The sequence below is a fragment of the Pseudomonas sp. FBCC-B1667 genome, assembly GCF_059133255.1.
Genome location: NZ_CP101437.1, coordinates 5,732,822 through 5,749,681, shown reverse-complemented (window position 1 = coordinate 5,749,681; position 16,860 = coordinate 5,732,822). Strand labels below are relative to the sequence as shown.

The 16,860-nt window shown below is 58.7% G+C and carries 14 protein-coding genes and 2 pseudogenes; 7 read left to right on the top strand and 9 right to left on the bottom strand.

The features are described 5' to 3' along the window. Positions 1-66: 66 nt before the first annotated feature. Together NL116_RS26595 and NL116_RS26590 are read right to left on the bottom strand one after the other, a co-directional pair. Positions 67-1,770, bottom strand: a complete 1,704-nt coding sequence (locus tag NL116_RS26595; protein WP_494374729.1) for an acid phosphatase — start codon at positions 1,768-1,770, stop codon at positions 67-69. 215 nt (positions 1,771-1,985) lie between these two features. Further along, the gene (locus NL116_RS26590; RefSeq protein WP_494374728.1) at positions 1,986-3,404 is read right to left on the bottom strand and encodes a short-chain fatty acid transporter; all 1,419 of its coding nucleotides are present in this window, start codon (positions 3,402-3,404) and stop codon (positions 1,986-1,988) included. A gap of 202 nt (positions 3,405-3,606) precedes the next feature. Between NL116_RS26590 and NL116_RS26585 the strand changes: the two genes are divergently transcribed. The 4 genes and pseudogenes from NL116_RS26585 to NL116_RS26570 all read left to right on the top strand — a co-directional run bounded on the left by NL116_RS26585 (position 3,607) and on the right by NL116_RS26570 (position 7,012). Next, positions 3,607-4,920, top strand: a complete 1,314-nt coding sequence (locus NL116_RS26585) for an MFS transporter (RefSeq protein ID WP_494374727.1) — start codon at positions 3,607-3,609, stop codon at positions 4,918-4,920. 85 nt (positions 4,921-5,005) lie between these two features. Then, a pseudogene (locus NL116_RS26580) lies at positions 5,006-5,770 on the top strand (PAS domain-containing protein); the annotation flags it as partial. Next, positions 5,750-6,358, top strand: coding sequence for a methyl-accepting chemotaxis protein (locus NL116_RS26575; RefSeq protein ID WP_494378140.1), 609 nt, complete (start codon positions 5,750-5,752; stop codon positions 6,356-6,358). The pseudogene NL116_RS26580 and the gene NL116_RS26575, both read left to right, overlap by 21 nt. Before the next feature lie 57 nt (positions 6,359-6,415). Then, on the top strand, positions 6,416-7,012 hold the full coding sequence (locus tag NL116_RS26570; RefSeq protein ID WP_494374726.1) for a flavin reductase family protein: 597 nt from the start codon (positions 6,416-6,418) through the stop codon (positions 7,010-7,012). 4 nt (positions 7,013-7,016) lie between these two features. Here NL116_RS26570 and NL116_RS26565 read toward each other — a convergent pair whose 3' ends face one another. Together NL116_RS26565 and NL116_RS26560 are read right to left on the bottom strand one after the other, a co-directional pair. Continuing rightward, a complete protein-coding gene (locus NL116_RS26565) occupies positions 7,017-7,385 on the bottom strand; it encodes a cupin domain-containing protein (RefSeq protein WP_494374725.1) in 369 nt (122 codons plus the stop codon). A 76-nt stretch (positions 7,386-7,461) separates the two neighbouring features. Further along, complete coding sequence (locus tag NL116_RS26560; RefSeq protein WP_494374724.1) at positions 7,462-8,274, bottom strand: AraC family transcriptional regulator; 813 nt, start codon at positions 8,272-8,274, stop codon at positions 7,462-7,464. Between the two features lie 159 nt (positions 8,275-8,433). Between NL116_RS26560 and ddlA the strand changes: the two genes are divergently transcribed. Then, a complete protein-coding gene (gene ddlA / locus NL116_RS26555; protein WP_494374723.1) occupies positions 8,434-9,528 on the top strand; it encodes a D-alanine--D-alanine ligase in 1,095 nt (364 codons plus the stop codon). Positions 9,529-9,609: 81 nt separating this feature from the next. Here ddlA and ggt read toward each other — a convergent pair whose 3' ends face one another. After that, positions 9,610-11,442: a gamma-glutamyltransferase gene (gene ggt / locus NL116_RS26550; protein WP_494374722.1), complete on the bottom strand. Its 1,833-nt coding sequence runs from the start codon at positions 11,440-11,442 to the stop codon at positions 9,610-9,612. Positions 11,443-11,607: 165 nt separating this feature from the next. Between ggt and NL116_RS26545 the strand changes: the two genes are divergently transcribed. Further along, positions 11,608-12,717, top strand: coding sequence for a DUF2817 domain-containing protein (locus tag NL116_RS26545; protein WP_494374721.1), 1,110 nt, complete (start codon positions 11,608-11,610; stop codon positions 12,715-12,717). A gap of 731 nt (positions 12,718-13,448) precedes the next feature. Next, positions 13,449-13,650 (top strand): annotated as a pseudogene (locus NL116_RS26540) (DUF927 domain-containing protein); the annotation flags it as partial. A gap of 9 nt (positions 13,651-13,659) precedes the next feature. Here the strand turns inward: NL116_RS26540 and mobV are convergent. The 4 genes from mobV to NL116_RS26520 all read right to left on the bottom strand — a co-directional run bounded on the left by mobV (position 13,660) and on the right by NL116_RS26520 (position 16,839). Further along, positions 13,660-14,610, bottom strand: coding sequence for a MobV family relaxase (mobV, locus tag NL116_RS26535; protein WP_494374720.1), 951 nt, complete (start codon positions 14,608-14,610; stop codon positions 13,660-13,662). Positions 14,611-14,823: 213 nt separating this feature from the next. After that, positions 14,824-15,702 (bottom strand): hypothetical protein, encoded by an 879-nt coding sequence (locus NL116_RS26530; protein WP_494374719.1) that lies wholly within the window; start codon positions 15,700-15,702, stop codon positions 14,824-14,826. Continuing rightward, positions 15,687-16,646, bottom strand: a complete 960-nt coding sequence (locus tag NL116_RS26525) for an MvdC/MvdD family ATP grasp protein (protein WP_494374718.1) — start codon at positions 16,644-16,646, stop codon at positions 15,687-15,689. The genes NL116_RS26530 and NL116_RS26525 overlap by 16 nt, the downstream gene beginning before the upstream one ends. Before the next feature lie 4 nt (positions 16,647-16,650). After that, complete coding sequence (locus tag NL116_RS26520; RefSeq protein WP_494374717.1) at positions 16,651-16,839, bottom strand: hypothetical protein; 189 nt, start codon at positions 16,837-16,839, stop codon at positions 16,651-16,653. Positions 16,840-16,860 lie beyond the last annotated feature (21 nt).

Below are 16,860 nucleotides of genomic sequence, written 5' to 3'. Positions count from 1 at the left end.
TCCTTTTCAGCGTGGGCCCGCGAGGATCGCAGGCCACCGTACTAAAGCAGATCGGCCGCTAACAGCTCAGCTGAACCTGAGCGCATTGGTCAAATCGCCCATGGGCTTCTGGCCCCGAGCAATCATCGCGTCGTCCCGCTGCTTGAGCCCGTCGAGCTTCTCCAGCCCGAACACCCGAGTGATCAACCGCAAAATCGAACCCGTGTCATAGACCGTGTGGTCCACCGTGCCTTTGCGTGCGAAGGGCGACACCACCAGCGCCGGCACCCGCGATCCTGGTCCCCAGCGATCACCTTTGGGCGGTGCGACGTGATCCCACCAGCCACCGTTTTCATCGACCGTGACCACGACCACCATGTTTCTCCACTGGGGGCTTTCACGCAGCACTTTCAGGGCGCGCACGATGTGCCGATCGCCGGACGCGACATCCGCGTAACCGGCGTGCATGTTCAGATTGCCCTGGGGTTTGTAGAAACTTACGGCGGGTAGCTTGCCGCCCTCGGCATCGGCAAAGAACTTGTTGGTGCTCGACTCATCGCCCAGACCGGCGTCGCGCAGACGTTTGGTGCGTTCGGCCGGATTCTCCGGACCCAGCTCTCTGAAGTAGTTGAACGGCTGGTGGTGATACTGAAAGTTGGGGATTTTCGGAATACCACCGGAATCCTTGAACTGATCCAGCGTCGCCTGCCAGGCGCCGGCGTACCAGGCCCAGTCGATGTTTTTCTTCGAGAGCTTGTCGCCGATGTGCTCGTGGGTCTGCGGGACCAGCACGTTCGGCAAGTCTGGTTTGGCGTAGGCCGGGCGGTCCGGGTCGCGAATCCACGTCGGCCAGTACGGCGGCGCGAGCGTGTTGACGGCGTAGCCATCCGGGGTCAATGCACTGGGGCCGAATTGCGGTGGACCGGTCATGGCGCTGGCCGGGGAACTGTCCAAAGGCTTGAGCCGTGGATCCGCCGGATCATCGCTTTGCAGCACCGCGATCTGCGCCTTGGCCACTGAGTTGGCGACATCGGGATAAAACGGCGCGGTGGCACTGATCAGGTATTGGTGGTTGAGAAACGAACCGCCGAAAGCGCCCTGGAAAAAGTTATCGCAGAGCACAAACTCCCGGGCAACGTCCCACAAACGCAGGGAATAACGACTCTGCGCGTAATGGCCCATGGTCAGGCCGCCGGAGTCAGCCCAAGCGACAAAACCATCATTCTTGCCGCCATTTATTTGCATCTGGTTTTGATAGAACACGTGCCACAAATCGCGGGTCACCAAGCCAAACGGCAGGTCTTCAGCGTTCGGGCCTTTGAGGGCAAAAGGCGCGTTGGGCAGTTGCTCCTGAAACTGGATTGCACTGGGGTACGTCACGCCATCCAGGGTTTGCGGACCGATCTGCAAAACGCCGCCCCACACCGGTGGTAGCGTCTGCAACAGACTGCCATCGCGATCACGCTGTTGATACTCGGCAGGCTGCAGGGACGATAGCGGTTTTTCAACGCCGGGAAAGTCACCGAACAGATTGTTGAAACTGCGGTTCTCGGCGTAGATCACCACCACGGTTTTCACCTGGTCGTGCAGGGCTTTGTCAATGTCCGCCGGGGACAACGGATGTTCAATCAGTTTGCCCGGTTCATCCACCGGATTGCCGCAAGCACTCAGCGTCGCGCCGACGCCAAGCACTGCAACGCCACCCAGAAAGCGGCGGCGGCTGGTGTCGGTGGGTGCGTCCGCGTCTGTGTCGGGAGAAGGTGAGTGGATGTCGTCTTTATCGTCAGTCATGCCAAGTCCCGTCTAGCTGAGTTGTTGCAATATGTTTCGGCGGACGCTAGCAGTGGGATGTGACAGAAGGGTTACGGTCTTGAGTGCAGCAACGTTCTTAATGCAGGCGTGAGCCTGCTCGCGATAGCGGTTTGGCAGTCACATCAATGTTGGATGGACTACCGCTATCGCGAGCAGGCTCGCTCCTACCGTTGTTTTGTGGTGTTTGTTGAGCGTTAAGGCATCACCGGCGCCGTATACGTCAGCGTCGTCCCCAGCGCCCACAGCAGAAACAGCACAAGCGGCGTATGCACCAGCAATTGCACGAACGAAAACCCGATCAAGTCCCGCGCCTTCAACCCGAGCACGCCCAGCAGCGGCAGCATGTAGAACGGGTTGATCAGGTTCGGCAGCGCTTCGGCTGCGTTGTAGATCTGTACGGCCCAGCCCAGGTGGTAGTTCAGGTCGGTGGCCACTTGCATGACGTACGGCGCTTCAATGATCCACTTGCCGCCGCCGGACGGGATGAAGAACCCGAGAATCGCCGAGTACACGCCCATCAGCAGCGCGTAGGTATCGTGGGTGGCGATGCTGACGAAGAAGGTCGAGATGTGGTGCGCCAGGGTCTGGGCGTCAGTGCCCTTGACCGTGGTCATCAATGCGGCGATCGAGCCGTACAGCGGGAACTGGATCAGCACGCCGGTGGTGGTCGGGACTGCGCGGGCCACGGCATCAAGGAAGCTGCGGGGACGCCAGTGCAGCAATGCGCCGAGCATCAGGAACAGAAAGTTGTAGGTGTTCAGCCCGGAAATGGCGCTAATCGCCGGTTTGGTCGAAAACTCGTGGAACAGCCAGCCCGCCGCGAGTGCCACCAGCAAAAGGGTCAGCAGAGGGCTGTGTTCCAGCCATTCGCCGGGGCGGGTGCGCGGGGCCAATGGCGGCAGATTGAAGCTTGGGTCGATGCCGCAGGCTTTGGCGTCACGGGCGGTGTTAGGGCCTGGCGCGGTGGCGTAGGCGATGACCAGCGAGACCACGATCAGCGCCAGCAGCATCACACCGGACTGCCACAGAAAGATCGTTTGGGTGAACGGAATGACACCGGTGATCGACAGGATCGACGGCGGCAGGCTGGCCGGGTTGGCCTGCAGTTGGGCGGCCGACGATGACAGGCCCAGGGCCCATACTGCGCCAAGGCCCAGATAAGCGGCTGCACCCGCGGCACGGTAGTCCATTTTCAGGTCAACACGGCGGGCGAGGGCGCGCACCAGCAAACCGCCAAACACCAGCGACAAGCCCCAGTTCAGCAGCGAGGCGACCATGGAGATCAATGCGACCCACGCCACGGCCGAGCGGCCGTTTTTCGGGATCCGCGCCAGGCGGTCGATGAGTTTCACAGCAGGTGGCGAGGCGGCGACGACATAGCCACCGATCACCACGAACGCCATCTGCATGGTGAACGGGATCAGGCTCCAGAACCCGTCCCCGAACGCCATGGCGGCGTCAGTCGGTTTGGCGCCCATGAACAGCGTGGCGACGGCAACGATAATCACCGCCAGGGCGGCAAATACCCAGGAGTCGGGAAACCAGCGTTCGGCAAAACTTGAGCAGCGCAGGGCAAAACGGGCGGAGCGGGTATCTTCGATATCAGCGGCCACGGGAGTACCTCGAATTATTATGTTTTTTGTGGTCTTTCGGGCTGCAAAGGCCCGTCTGGACAGACGCCAACAATAAATCAACCGGTCCTGATTTGTGACGAATCTTTACCAAAACAGGACTATGGTCTAACGGCTTGTCCATGGGCGCGTTTGCGTGGACCATGGGCGCCTTGGTTTTTTACCGGCTGCCGAGTTCTTTTTCATGACTGCCAACACCCCTTCGCGCCCGACGCCTTTTACCCGCTCAGACTACAAGACCCTCGGCCTTGCGGCCCTCGGCGGTGCGCTGGAAATCTACGATTTCATTATTTTCGTGTTCTTCGCCCTGACCCTCAGCCAACTGTTCTTCCCGCCGGAAATGCCCGAATGGCTGCGCCTGCTGCAAAGCTTCGGGATTTTCGTCACCGGTTATCTGGCGCGCCCATTGGGCGGGATTCTGATGGCGCATTTCGCCGACCGGCTAGGGCGCAAAAAAGTCTTCAGCCTGAGCATTCTGATGATGGCGCTGCCGTGCCTGCTGATCGGGATCATGCCGACCTACGCGCAGATCGGCTATTGGGCACCGCTGCTGCTGTTGGCGCTACGTGTCCTGCAAGGCGCGGCGGTGGGCGGCGAGGTGCCGAGCGCCTGGGTGTTCGTCGCCGAACACGCGCCGACCGGGCATCGCGGTTATGCCCTCGGTTTCCTGCAAGCCGGGCTGACCTTTGGCTACCTGATTGGCGCCCTGACGGCGACCTTTCTCGCGCAAGCGTTCACCCCGGCGCAGATTCTGGATTTCGCCTGGCGTTACCCGTTCCTCTTGGGCGGTGTGTTCGGGGTGATCGGCGTCTGGTTGCGCCGCTGGCTCAGTGAAACCCCGGTGTTCATGGCGATGCAGGCGCAGCGCGATGCCGCCGTCGAACTGCCGCTGCGCACGGTCCTGCGTGAGCATCGTCTGGCGATGTTGCCGGCGATGATCCTCACCTGTGTGCTGACCTCGGCGGTGGTGGTGTTCGTTGTCATCACCCCGACCATGATGCAGAAAACCTTCGGCATGACCGCCAGCCACACCTTCGCCCTGAGTGCGTTGGGCATCGTGTTCCTGAACATCGGCTGCGTGCTCGCCGGGTTGCTGGTCGACCGTATCGGCGGCTGGCGCACGGTCATGCTCTATAGCCTGCTGCTGCCGCTGGGGATTGGCGTGCTTTACGGCTGCCTGATCACCGGGGGTAATTGGATCGGCCTGGCCTACGCGATTGCCGGTCTGAGCTGCGGCGTGGTCGGCGCCGTGCCGTCAGTAATGGTCAGCCTGTTCCCGGCGCGGGTTCGCGTCTCGGGAATTTCCTTCACCTACAACATTGCCTATGCCGCGTGGGCAAGCATCACACCGCTGTTGTTGATTGGTTTGATGCCATGGAGCCCGTGGATCTGCGTGATCTTCTGCGCCGTGATGGGCGTGGTGGGCGTGGGCAGCGCGGCGTATTTTGGCGCACGCCTGCCCAGAACCGGCCATTGCGCGGCCGCCGGCGCGATGTAATCGCCGGTTGATACGGCAACTATTTTTGTAGGACAACCCTGAAATACGCTTCAGAAAAGATCCGCACCGCCGATGGCTAGGCTGAATGTCGCTTTCTCTCCCAGTCCATCGGTGTTTCCCCATGTTCAACAAACGCTTGAAGCAGGAGCTGTCGGCTCTTCGCGAAGAACTCTCCAGCCTTCAGCAAGTGAAGGACAGTCTGGAAAGCGAGATGCTGGTCCTGACCCTTGAACCCGATGGCCGGATTCAATCGGCCAACCAGAACTTCCTGGGTGAAATGTTCTACAAGAGCGGCGACCTGACCGGCCGAAGCATCGACGAGATCGTCCCGGTCCATGTCAAATCCGATGAATTCCACCGCCGCTTCCAGAACGCGCTGACCCGTGGCGAGCATTTCGCCGGTGCCGTGCGTTTGCTGCGTGGCAATGGCCATGAAGCGTGGTTGCGCTCGATTGTGCAGCCGGTGCGCTCGGCGGATGGCCGGATCAAACATTTTTCGATTTACTCCAGCGACCTGACCCGCACCATCGAGGCGTCCCGTGAACATGAAAACCTGATCGGCGCGCTGGTGCGTTCGACGGCGGTGATCGAGTTCGACCTTGATGGCAATGTGCTGGCGGCCAACGACCGCTTCCTCAACGGTATGGGTTACAGCCTCGCGCAGATCAAGGGCAAACATCACCGTATGTTCTGTGAACCGCAGGAGGCCAGCAGCGCCGAGTATCAGAATTTCTGGCGACGCCTGAATGCCGGTGAATTTGTCGCCGGTCGTTTCAAGCGCGTCGACAGCCATGGTCGTAGGGTCTGGCTGGAAGCGTCCTACAACCCGGTGGTCGACGCCAACAACAAGCTCTACAAAGTGGTGAAGTTCGCTACAGTGATTACCGACCAGGTCAATCAGGAAAACGCCGTTTCCGAAGCGGCCAACATTGCCTACAGCACTTCTCAGCAAACCGACCAAAGTGCCCAGCGCGGTACGGCCGTGGTGACTCAGGCGGTGGACGTGATGCGCGACCTGGCCAAGCATATGCAGACCGCCGGCGATGGCATTGAGGCCTTGAACGAGCAATCGCTGGTGATCGGCACCATCGTCAAAACCATCAGTGGCATCGCTGAGCAGACCAACCTGCTGGCGCTTAATGCAGCCATCGAAGCGGCTCGTGCAGGCGAACAGGGCAGGGGCTTTGCCGTGGTGGCGGATGAGGTCCGGCAGTTGGCTTCTCGCACCAGCCAGGCCACCGATGAGATTGTCGGTGTCGTGCGTCAGAACCAGGAAATGGCGCGCAATGCCGTGGCCCTGGTGACCGACGGCAAGCTCCAGGCGGAACAAGGCCTGGCGCTGGCAGCGGAAGCCGGCACGGTGATCGTCGAGATTCAGGACGGCGCTCAGAAAGTGGTGAACGCGGTCGGCCAGTTTGCCAATCAACTGGCGACTTGATACCCGCCATCGCGGTGGAAATCGCTACAATCGGCTCTTTTCCCAGGAGCAGACACCATGAGCGTTTCCCACCGCCGACCGGTTCCCTTGTCCAAGGCGTATCGTCTGCTCAATCATGGGCCGACCGTGCTGGTGAGTGCTGCCCATGATGGCCAGCGCAATATCATGGCCGCTGCGTGGGCGATGCCACTGGATTTCGAACCGCCGAAAATTGCCGTGGTGCTGGACAAGTCCACCTGGACCCGGCAACTGCTCGAAGCCTCGGGAACGTTCGTGCTCAACGTACCTTGCGCGGCGCAGGCCGATATCACCCAGACCGTTGGCTCGACATCAGGCTTGGAGTTGACCCAGGGCCAAGGTCAGGACAAGTTCCAGGCCTACGGTTTGCAAACCTTCAGTGGCGAGCTGATCGACGCCCCGCTGCTCGAGGGTTGCGTGGCGTGGCTGGAATGTCGATTGCTGCCAGAGCCCACCAATCATCAGCAATACGACCTGTTCCTGGCTGAAGTGATTGCCGCCCAGGCGGATGAACGGGTCTTCAGCGACGGCCGTTGGCACTTCGAAGGGCCGGATGCATTACGCACCTTGCACCATGTGGCGGGCGGGCATTTCCTGATGATCGGCGACCCGGTGGACGGCAAGACGTTGGCGTAACGCCTCACACCCACACATCATTGACCGCCGTGCGTTCACCGCCTTCACTGCCGGTGTTCAGTACGCCTTTGGGTTCGATCAGCAGCAGCTTCACTTCCTGCTCGGCAGAGGGTTTGTGCTCGACCCCTTTGGGCACCACGACCATTTCGCCGGCGTTGACCAACACGAAGCCATCACGGAAATCGAGGCGCAACTGGCCTTCGAGCACGATGAAGGTTTCGTCGGTTTCCTGGTGGTCATGCCAGATGAAATCCCCCAGCAGCTTCACCACTTTGAATTGGTAGTCGTTCATTTCGGCGATGACTCGAGGTGCCCAGTGCGCGTCGATCCGGGCGATTTTTTCAGCAAAGTTCAGACTTTTGCAGGCGTTCATGAAGCGGCTCTCGTGGTTGATCGTGAACCCACGATAGCCAGCGCTCCGTTCTGCTTCTTGTACGATTGTGCGTGGCTCAGCGACGGTGCATTTTCATCCAGCGGGCCGGCGACAGACCGTAGGTTTTGCTGAATTGGCGGGTCATGTGGCTTTGATCGGTGAAGCCGGCAATCAACGCGGCGCTGACCAGGGATTGGCCCTGGATCAGTAGCGAGCGCACCAGGTCCAGGCGCCGCATGGTCAGGTATCGATAAGGGCTGGTGCCGAACAACAGGCGAAAGTCCCGTGACAGGCTCCAGCGATCACGGCCGCTATGGTGCGCCAGCTCCTCCAGCGTCACGGTGCGATCCAGTGCACTGTGAATGAACTCCCGCGCGCGTTCCGCGGCCACGTAGTCGAAGCTCTGGCGGCGAGCGAGGGTGGTTCCCGAAACGCTGCTCAGGGCCTGCGCCAGATCGTACAGCGCGTCCTGCTCCTCCAAAGGGTCGAGGGGGCAATCCAGGCTGCGCAGCAACACGTCAGTGGCAGCGAACAGGCGAGGGTCGGTCGACAGTCCAGTATTGATGAACGGCAGGGGTTGTCCGCCGAGCATCTGCTGGATCAACGCCGGTTCGATGTACATCATTCGGTATTTGAAACCGGCCTCGGTGCCGGCCTCGCCATCGTGGGCTTCGTCCGGGTGCAACACCAGGGTCCCGCCCGGCAGGCTGTGGCGCCATCCGCCGCGGTACTGAAAACTCTGCACGCCGGCCAGGGTTCGGCCGATGGCGTAGGTGTCGTGACGATGAAGGTCGTAGCCGTGCCCTGCAAAAAACGCTTCGAAACGTTGCAGGCCGCCCACGTCGGGGGCGCGGTGAAACCAGTCGATGGGAGGCGTTTGCTTGGCCATGGTGTAGGTGTCTGGAACGCGATGAAGAACACGTTACCCCAGTGATCGACTGGCTGTCTGCTCGCCGATCAAACCCTTTGGACGGGTGGAAAACCGTGGGCGAATGTTGCAAGGTTCTCTCTGCTGTTCGGCGCGTGGCCAATCGTTGAGGTGTTTTGCATGAGCAAATTGCGGGTAGGGATTATTTTTGGTGGTCGTTCGGCGGAGCACGAAGTGTCGCTGCAATCGGCGAAGAACATTGTCGATGCACTGGACCGCTCGCGTTTCGAGCCGGTGCTGATCGGCATCGACAAACAAGGTCACTGGCACCTCAACGACCCTTCGAACTTCCTGCTCAACCAGGAAAATCCGGCCCTGATCGCCCTTAACCAGTCCAATCGTGAGCTGGCGGTGGTGCCGGGCAAGGTCAGTCAGCAGTTGGTGGAAACCGCCGGTCAGGAACTGCTCGGGCATGTCGATGTGATCTTCCCGATTGTCCACGGCACCCTGGGTGAAGACGGTTGCCTGCAAGGCCTGTTACGCATGGCCGACCTGCCCTTTGTCGGCTCCGACGTGCTCGGCTCGGCGGTGTGCATGGACAAGGACATCAGCAAACGCTTGCTGCGCGACGCGGGCTTGGCGGTCACACCGTTCGTGACCCTGAACCGCGCCACGGCAGCACGTACCGGGTTCGCCGAGGTGCAGGGCAAACTCGGGCTGCCGCTGTTCGTCAAACCCGCAAATCAGGGTTCGTCCGTGGGCGTGAGCAAGGTCAATGACGAAGCCGAGTATCAGGCAGCGGTGGAACTGGCCTTGGGGTTCGACGAAAAAGTGCTGATCGAATCCGCTGTCAGCGGCCGTGAAATCGAATGCGCCGTGCTCGGCAACGAAGACGCGATCGCCAGCGGGTGTGGCGAAATCGTGGTGAGCAGCGGTTTCTATTCCTACGACAGCAAATACATCGACGCCCAGGCGGCGCAAGTCGTGGTGCCGGCGAACATCAGTGTCGAGTCCAGCGAGCGCATTCGGGCATTGGCCGTCGAGGCATTCCAGGTGCTCGGCTGTTCCGGGCTGGCGCGGGTCGACGTGTTCCTCACCGACAGCGGCGAAGTGCTGATCAACGAGATCAACTCGCTGCCCGGTTTCACCCGGATCAGCATGTATCCCAAACTGTGGCAGGCCACCGGCATGACCTACAGCGAACTGGTCAGCCGCTTGATCGATCTGGCGTTGGCGAAGCACAAGGCGCGACAGGCGTTGAAGATCTCGCGCTGAGCGGCATGTTTGCGTGTGGTGACATCCGGGATCGAAAAGGGCCTACCTCCCGGTAAGCCCTTTTTCAATCCCGCGTACGAATCAATCCCCCAACGCTTCCCCTTCACGCCGAGGATCGGCCCCTCCCGCCAGCGACGCGTTCCCTTGCGCATCCTTCACCCGCACAATTGCCTGGGTGCCGCTGGTCATGTCGATTTCGCTGACGCTGTGTCCCTTGTCCTTCAGCGCCTGGATCAGCTCCGCGCTGAACTGCCCTTGTTCCAGCTCTGTCGGGCCGTTGCGGCTGCCGAAGTTGGGCAGGTTGATGGCGGCTTGTGGGTCCAGCTTCCAGTCGAGCAGGCCGATGGTGGTTTTGGCGACGTACTCGATGATTTGCGATCCGCCGGGGGAGCCAAGGGTGGCAAGGAATTCGCCGCTCTGGCGATCAAAGATCAGGGTCGGCGCCATGGACGAGCGGGGGCGTTTGCCGGGCTCTACGCGGTTGGCGACTTTTTGTCCGTTTTCTTCGGGGATGAACGAGAAGTCGGTCATCTCGTTATTGAGCAGAAACCCCTGGACCATCACGTGGGAGCCGAAGGCGGATTCAATGGTGGTGGTCATGGACACGGCCCCGCCCTGGTCATCCACCGCCACCACTTGTGACGTGGAGATGCGCAGCGGTGAGCGGTCTGGCGCGTAGGCGATCTTGATGCCCGGTGGTGTGCCGGGTTTGGCCACGCCCATGCTGCGATCACCGATCAAAGCAGCGCGACTGGCCAGATAGGCCGGGTCTACCAGCCCTTTGACCGGCACGGGCACGAAATCGGCGTCGGCCACGTACTGTGCGCGGTCGGCATAAGCCAGGCGTTCGGCTTCGGCGATCAGGTGCACGGCTTGCGGGGCAGGCTCGGTGCCAGCGGGTTTTTGGGTCTTGACCGGTTTCAGCGGCGCGAGGGCGAAACGCGGGTCGCGGGTTTCCAGGGCCTGCAAAATGCCGAGGATCTGCGCCACAGCGATTCCGCCCGAGGATGGCGGCGGCATGCCGCACACCTGCCAGCGTTTGTAATCGGTGCACAGCGGCGCGCGCTCTTTGGCCTGATAGCCTTGCAAATCGTTCAGCGACAAGCTGCCGGGGTTGGCGTGGCCCTGAACCTTGGTGACGATCTCTTGCGCGACGGCGCCTGTGTACAACGCGTCTGGCCCTTCGTTGGCGATGCGTTTGAGCACAGCCGCGAGTGCCGGATTCTTCAGCAGCGTACCGGCGGCTTTCGGGCTGCCGTCTGCATTCAGAAAGTAAGCCACCATGTCCGGCGAACTGCGCATGGACGAATCCGAGGCGATCAACAAATGAAGACGTGGCGAAATGGCGAAGCCTTGCTCCGCGAGTTTGATGGCCGGTTCGAACAGCTTCGCCCACGGCAGCCGACCGTGTTTGCGATGCGCCAACTCAAGCGCTCGCAACACGCCTGGCGTTCCCACCGAACGCCCGCCAATCTGCGCGGGGGTGAACGCCATCGGTTTACCGTCGGCCTGCAGGAAAAGCTTCTCGGTGGCGCCGGCCGGCGCGGTTTCGCGACCGTCGTAGGTGCGCACCGCCTTGCCATCCCAGAGCACAATCAATGCACCGCCGCCAATCCCGGAAGATTGCGGCTCGACCAGCGTCAACACCGCTTGCATCGCGATGGCGGCATCAATCGCCGAGCCCCCCTGACGCAGCATCTCCCGGCCGGCTTCGGCCGCCAGCGGATTGGCCGCTGCCGCCATGTGTCTGGAGGCGTGCCGGGTTTGCAGGTCGGTGCGATAGCCCGAGGCGCTTTCCGGTGCAACAGGCAATGACGATGTCGGCGGCGCGTTGCAGGCGGTCAGGGTCAGCATCGCGACAATCAGCGACAGGGCTGAGCGGCGATAGCGGTTCAAAAGGAAGGCTGAGAACACGTTGGGGCACTCCGTCCGTGGGGAAAGTTACCGGGACTTTATCGGCCGACTCGGCATGGCGCAAACCAGGGCCTACAGTAAAGCTGCTTTTGTCCTTCATGAGCCGACGGATTTTCTGTAGGGTCGAGGGCATCAGAGGGGCCAGAAAACCAATAAGAGGCAGACATGCAGACAGAGTTTCCCACCCAGCCAAGTTACCGTCATCAGCGAGAGCTGTTCCTCGCGGCAGCCACCGAGGCCGGTGCGACGCTCACCGAGTACCCGCATCCGCTCAAAGGGCCTTTCGGGGAGTCCTTGAGCACCGACGTGGCAGTGCTGGGCGATCCTGGCGCCAAGCGATTGCTGATCGCGTTGAGCGGCACCCATGGCGTCGAAGGCTTCTACGGTTCGGGTTGCCAGATCAAATGGATGCAGGAATTAGGCAAGCGTTCACTGCCGACCGACGTGGCCGTGGTGTTCATTCACCTGATTAACCCTTGGGGCACCGCCTGGCTGCGGCGGGTCAACGAAGACAACATCGACCTGAACCGCAATCATCTGAATTTCGAACGGCCGTTGCCGGACAATCAGGCTTACGCAACGCTGCATGACATCTATGCCTGCACCGAGCTGCTAGGTCCTGAGCGTGAGCGCGCGGATGCTTTGCTCGACGCGCAGATCCGCCAACATGGCTGGCCGGCGGTGATGTCGATTGTCGAGGGTGGCCAGCACAGTCACCCCGACGGTCTGTTTTACGGCGGGCTGGCGCCAAGTTGGTCGAACCGTACGTTGCACGCGATCCTGCACAAGCACATCGCCCATGCCGACGTGGCCATGTGTTTCGACTTGCACACCGGCGCCGGCGAGTACGGTCATCCGATGCTGCTGACGATCACCGAGGCGGCTTATCCGGCACTTCCCGATGCGCAGGCCATTTACGGCCCGTGGCTTTACACGCTGCTGACCGGCGCCGACACCTTGAGTGAAACCGGTGTGGCGGCAACGGCGACTGGCTACACCTCACAGGCATTGGTCGATGCGTTGCCGCAGGTTCGGTTGCTGCCCTTTGTGATTGAGTGCGGGACGTACCCGGGGGCGGACGTGCATCGTCATTTGCGCGATGACCACTGGCTGCATCTGCATGGCGATCCGACTGATGCGGTGGGGCGCGCAATCAAGCTGAATCTGCTGGAGCAATTCTATCCGGCCGACAGCGACTGGCAGGCCATGGTCTGGCTGCGCACGTGGCAGATTTGGGAGCGGGCGTTGTCGGCATTGCCGACGATTCGTACCTGACGCGGATCACCCTGGTCCCATGGGGTTCAGGGTACTTTTCTCGAGGCATAAAAAAACGGCCTACCTTTCGGTAAGCCGTTTTTAGTACTTGGTGGTACACAGTCATTTGAACTGGTGTCGTAAGCGACTGTATTTAAAGGGTTTTAATTATTATTGTTTTTAAAGGGATACAGCAGGGGATACACGGTGCTCGCTGCTGGCACCGTTTGTGGCTATCAACAGTTCAGATTTCACACAGCAGCACCTCTCTTCGGAAAGCCCCCCCCTCCTATTTTTCCCGCTTTTGCACACGAAGGGGGGCGAGCGGTCTAGACGCATAGAGCCCCAGACTTTTTGCTACCCCCTGGGGTGGTCTTTTTTGGCGGGCCGATCAGGCCGGGAGGGAGGCCTATAGACCTCCGTCGCTGGTGGCATTGCCCCTAAACGGGGTGTCGGGGGGGAGTGCTAACCCTTACCCCTCACAAATCCGGTGTTCTTGGTGTTCTTGGTGTTCCTGAAATGCTGTAAGCCACATTCCATAAGGCTTTCAGCCATGGAACACCAACGTGGAAACCGTAGAACACCAAGCAGTCAGAACACCAATGGTGTTCTCTGATCACAGGATGCCGTGAGGGGATGGGGTGATAGGAAGTAGGGGGAGTCGGCCTGATAGGCACTGGCCGACAGGAACCACGGAGCCGTATTGAGGGAACATCAATCAGACCAGGCGGGACGTACTGAGTTGAGTTTCCCCCGGCAGCTTTGCCGCATCGTGGGACATGACCAAGGGCGGTCTTGAGATCGAGGCGTCGGGGCGCAATGACACCTTACTGCCGCTGGACGAAATCAAACGTGCCTAGCCCAAGCGTGCGCAGGGAATGAGCTACTCACTGGCCAACGATCAGGGCAAAGGCATCATGACCCGTGAGCGAGACGGTAGTGCCAAGCTGAGCTTGGAATGCATTAGCATGGCGCTATTACCACGTCAGCATCGGGCATTCGCTTGGTCAAGTCGGCAAGCTGTTTGGCCAGTCGGTCGGCACGTTCCTGTTGCCGCCCTGCCTTCAGCAGCGCTATCTCTAATGCCTGATCAACCTCGGCCAGACTGTCCGCTCGCTTTTCTAACGTGATCTCTAGATCCTCAAGCGCCCGCTGGGCCAGCCTGAGTTCGACCGCCTGCTGATCCAGCGCCGCCTGCCGCGCATGTAGCGCCTCAGTGGCTGAGCGTTGAAGCTTGTCCTGTATGGCTGAAGCCTTGGCCTTCAGCAGCAGCGCCTTGTAGTTGGGCGTCTGTATCCCGACGACAGCAGCAGCCAGGTCTGATCGTTCAATGACCGGGTCAGCAGCGGCGAGCGCTTTGTAATACTGGCCAACCTTCTGATGGGTGGCTTTCGATCCCTCGATGCCGCGAGACAGCCTGAACGGCTTCCCGCACCAATGATGGAAGTCAGTCTGCATCTTGCGCAGCTTGGCGGCACCACCAAGGAAATCACGCGCCGACAGTCTCCCGTCCTTCGTCAGCGGCACGACATACGCGACAAGGTGGGGTGTTCTCTCATCTAGGTGAACGGTGGCGCTGACAATGTTCGCGGCTCCGTGCCGAGCCTTCAGCCAAGTTATGGCCCGGTCAAAGTAGCCGCCCGTGTCGGGCATCATCCCGCCGTGCCGGGTGAATGCCTCGGGGCTGGCGGTGATCAGATATTCAATGCAGAGCACAGCCCCCTTGCGCCTGCGTTCCGGCAGCTTGGCCAAGACCGCACTGGCAAGACCGACAGCGGTAGACGCGCCACCAACAGGCACGTTGGCCGCGCCATTGGAGTTCGGTGTGGGCATCTCTCGAAATGTGTGCCGGCCAGATCCAATAATCCCGGCGACCGACTTCAGCTTTTTTGTTCTTAGTATCGTGTAAGGCATGGCAGCCTCCCCGTGCTGAGTGTTCTCATCTTCAGCGTGCGGGTGGAGCAAAGGGTGGCGCAAGTCCCCCAAGCGCCGCTTGTGTACTCACTACACAAACTGCGTTTGTTGTTCGCTTCCTGCGGAAGAAAGCAAAAGCCAACTGCCGCCTCGCCTAACACGGGCTTTATCTGCCATCAGTGAGCGAGCCCAGATGAAACGTTAACAGGTGGCTTATATGCTGGGTATGGACTTGGTAGGGTAGATTGAAGCGTGTGTCTTAAACTGTAGTGTCAGTGCTGGGCACCGAAAGGAACTCAGTGCGCGGCAATATGTGTCGTGGTCTTTTATATTAGGATTGCGAGATGTCGCCGTGTGATCGCTGTCTTGTGCTGGAGAGGTTAATGATCTTGGCTCTAAAAAGTTGGTGGACGTATCTGGAGCTGGGAGCTTGTGCTGTTCAGGTGCTGGATGTGTAAGTTCATTGTTTATTGAGGGGCTGATTTGAGGTTCTGTGTTTGTACTTTTGGCGAACAAGCTTAAAAAAATAGACGCGGTAAAGAAAATTACCCCGTTGCGAATAAATGTAATCGCTACCGTTGCTTGATTTGAACGAATATTGTTGGTGACTTGAAATCCACTTGCAGCGTGCCACATTGTCTTGACCGCATCCTGTCCGCCTTCTGCTAGTGTTCGTAGATATTTTGCACCATATCCGAATCGCTCTTTTGGGCGTAATCCATTAAATCCGATAATGGCGCCAGCTAAAAATAGTGCCATTGATAGCGACGATAGTATCAGTGCGGTTGTTTTTAGTGGGGAGTTTTCTAATCCGTCAAATATGGCCTTTGTCACTACACTTCCAACAGTGACCGCGATAGATAGCGAGGCTGTGAGTTTGTTGAGTTTTTCGTCTAGCTCTTTTGCACGAGTCCATTCGCTATCAATGTATGTTTTAAGTGTGCTTTCTTCAAGATGGCGGATGTCGCTGAATTCGGGAGCGTGCTCCCAGTTCTCTAATTGTTTTTGGATTCGGGTGTTGGCAACTAGATACTTAATTGCGTCGGGAGCGAATTTTAATAGAAGGTTTTCAAATTTCATACGGATGGACATTGGAGTTCTCCAGCAATCGCTTCGGATATTCCGCGCCCTGGGCGGTCTAGCCAGCCCCATTCGCCAGTTGGGTTGATTTCGATAAACCAAAACTCCCCTTCTGAATAGGCTAAGTCAATTGCCCCATAGCGAAGACCTAAGTCCTTGGTTAGGAGGAAACACTTTTCTTCAATTGTTGGTGGTAATGAGAAGGAACGGAAGCTGAGATCCTCTTTTTTTATTAAGCGCCAGTCACCATCTATTCCATTGTTGCCTATGTTTATTTCATCGCACCATAACTTATTTCCGATTATGGTCACTCTCAGGTCGATTTTTGATGCGATTATCGATTGGCAGGTGAGTGGGGCTAAATGAAGAAATTCATCAGCGCATTCAGACCAGGTTGTTAGCGTTGTATAGCCGAAGTGTTGTTTTGAGTTTTCGCGAAGCAGTAGTGTGTCAATGCTTTTTATCGCGATGTTTTCACTTATAAGCTCTTGGATTTTTGCATGCCTATCATTTGTGATGATAGTGGTGGGCACTGAGAATCCTAACTTTGCCGCTCTGCGTAATTGATAGGGTTTCGATTCTGCTTGATATGTTGCAGCGGGGTGGTTGTACCATGCTGCCTCATCAAAAAGCATTAAGCCTCGCATAAATGCACCCCACTGTGATTGCTTCAGTTGCTCCTCTGGGGGCAACGCTTTGTTTGGGGTGTTTCTAAGGAAGGTCGGTTGTCGCCACCATACTGTTTTTAGAGAGCTATCAATATGCCAAGAGTGCTGGTTATGATGGCATGTCATAGTGGCTTTTATAGGGTCTACTGTAATCGAGAGGTCGTCCAGCGCATCACGATTTATTCGCAGAAATGATATGCCCTGATTGGTGAGGTTGTGGCAAATACGATCAGTAGGAAAATCTAACAGAGAGGAAAGAATCAGAACGCTTGGCTTGTTGTTTGACATAAAACTATTGGCCTTTCTGATCTTCGCCGGTTTCTATATCGTTTTTCTTAGTGCTCTGTGCATGTCGTGGGTCGTACGCAACAAGCCCTGTTGCGTTGCGCCAAACGCCTGAATCAAAATCGTAGGTTGCGTCTTCTGGCCCAGAAATATCCCGGTGTTCAGTGGTTTTTGCTTTACGTTGTAGGATGTGCATTTTTCGATATCCTTATTCATG

Excerpts from the sequence above, each read along its gene's own strand:
- NL116_RS26595 (WP_494374729.1), bottom strand. The coding sequence starts at position 1,770 with ATGACTGACGATAAAGACGACATCCACTCACCTTCTCCCGACACAGAC.
- NL116_RS26585 (WP_494374727.1), top strand. The coding sequence starts at position 3,607 with ATGACTGCCAACACCCCTTCGCGCCCGACGCCTTTTACCCGCTCAGAC.
- NL116_RS26570 (WP_494374726.1), top strand. The coding sequence starts at position 6,416 with ATGAGCGTTTCCCACCGCCGACCGGTTCCCTTGTCCAAGGCGTATCGT.
- NL116_RS26565 (WP_494374725.1), bottom strand. The coding sequence starts at position 7,385 with ATGAACGCCTGCAAAAGTCTGAACTTTGCTGAAAAAATCGCCCGGATC.
- NL116_RS26560 (WP_494374724.1), bottom strand. The coding sequence starts at position 8,274 with ATGGCCAAGCAAACGCCTCCCATCGACTGGTTTCACCGCGCCCCCGAC.
- ddlA (WP_494374723.1), top strand. The coding sequence starts at position 8,434 with ATGAGCAAATTGCGGGTAGGGATTATTTTTGGTGGTCGTTCGGCGGAG.
- NL116_RS26545 (WP_494374721.1), top strand. The coding sequence starts at position 11,608 with ATGCAGACAGAGTTTCCCACCCAGCCAAGTTACCGTCATCAGCGAGAG.
- mobV (WP_494374720.1), bottom strand. The coding sequence starts at position 14,610 with ATGCCTTACACGATACTAAGAACAAAAAAGCTGAAGTCGGTCGCCGGG.
- NL116_RS26530 (WP_494374719.1), bottom strand. The coding sequence starts at position 15,702 with ATGTCCATCCGTATGAAATTTGAAAACCTTCTATTAAAATTCGCTCCC.
- NL116_RS26525 (WP_494374718.1), bottom strand. The coding sequence starts at position 16,646 with ATGTCAAACAACAAGCCAAGCGTTCTGATTCTTTCCTCTCTGTTAGAT.
- NL116_RS26520 (WP_494374717.1), bottom strand. The coding sequence starts at position 16,839 with ATGCACATCCTACAACGTAAAGCAAAAACCACTGAACACCGGGATATT.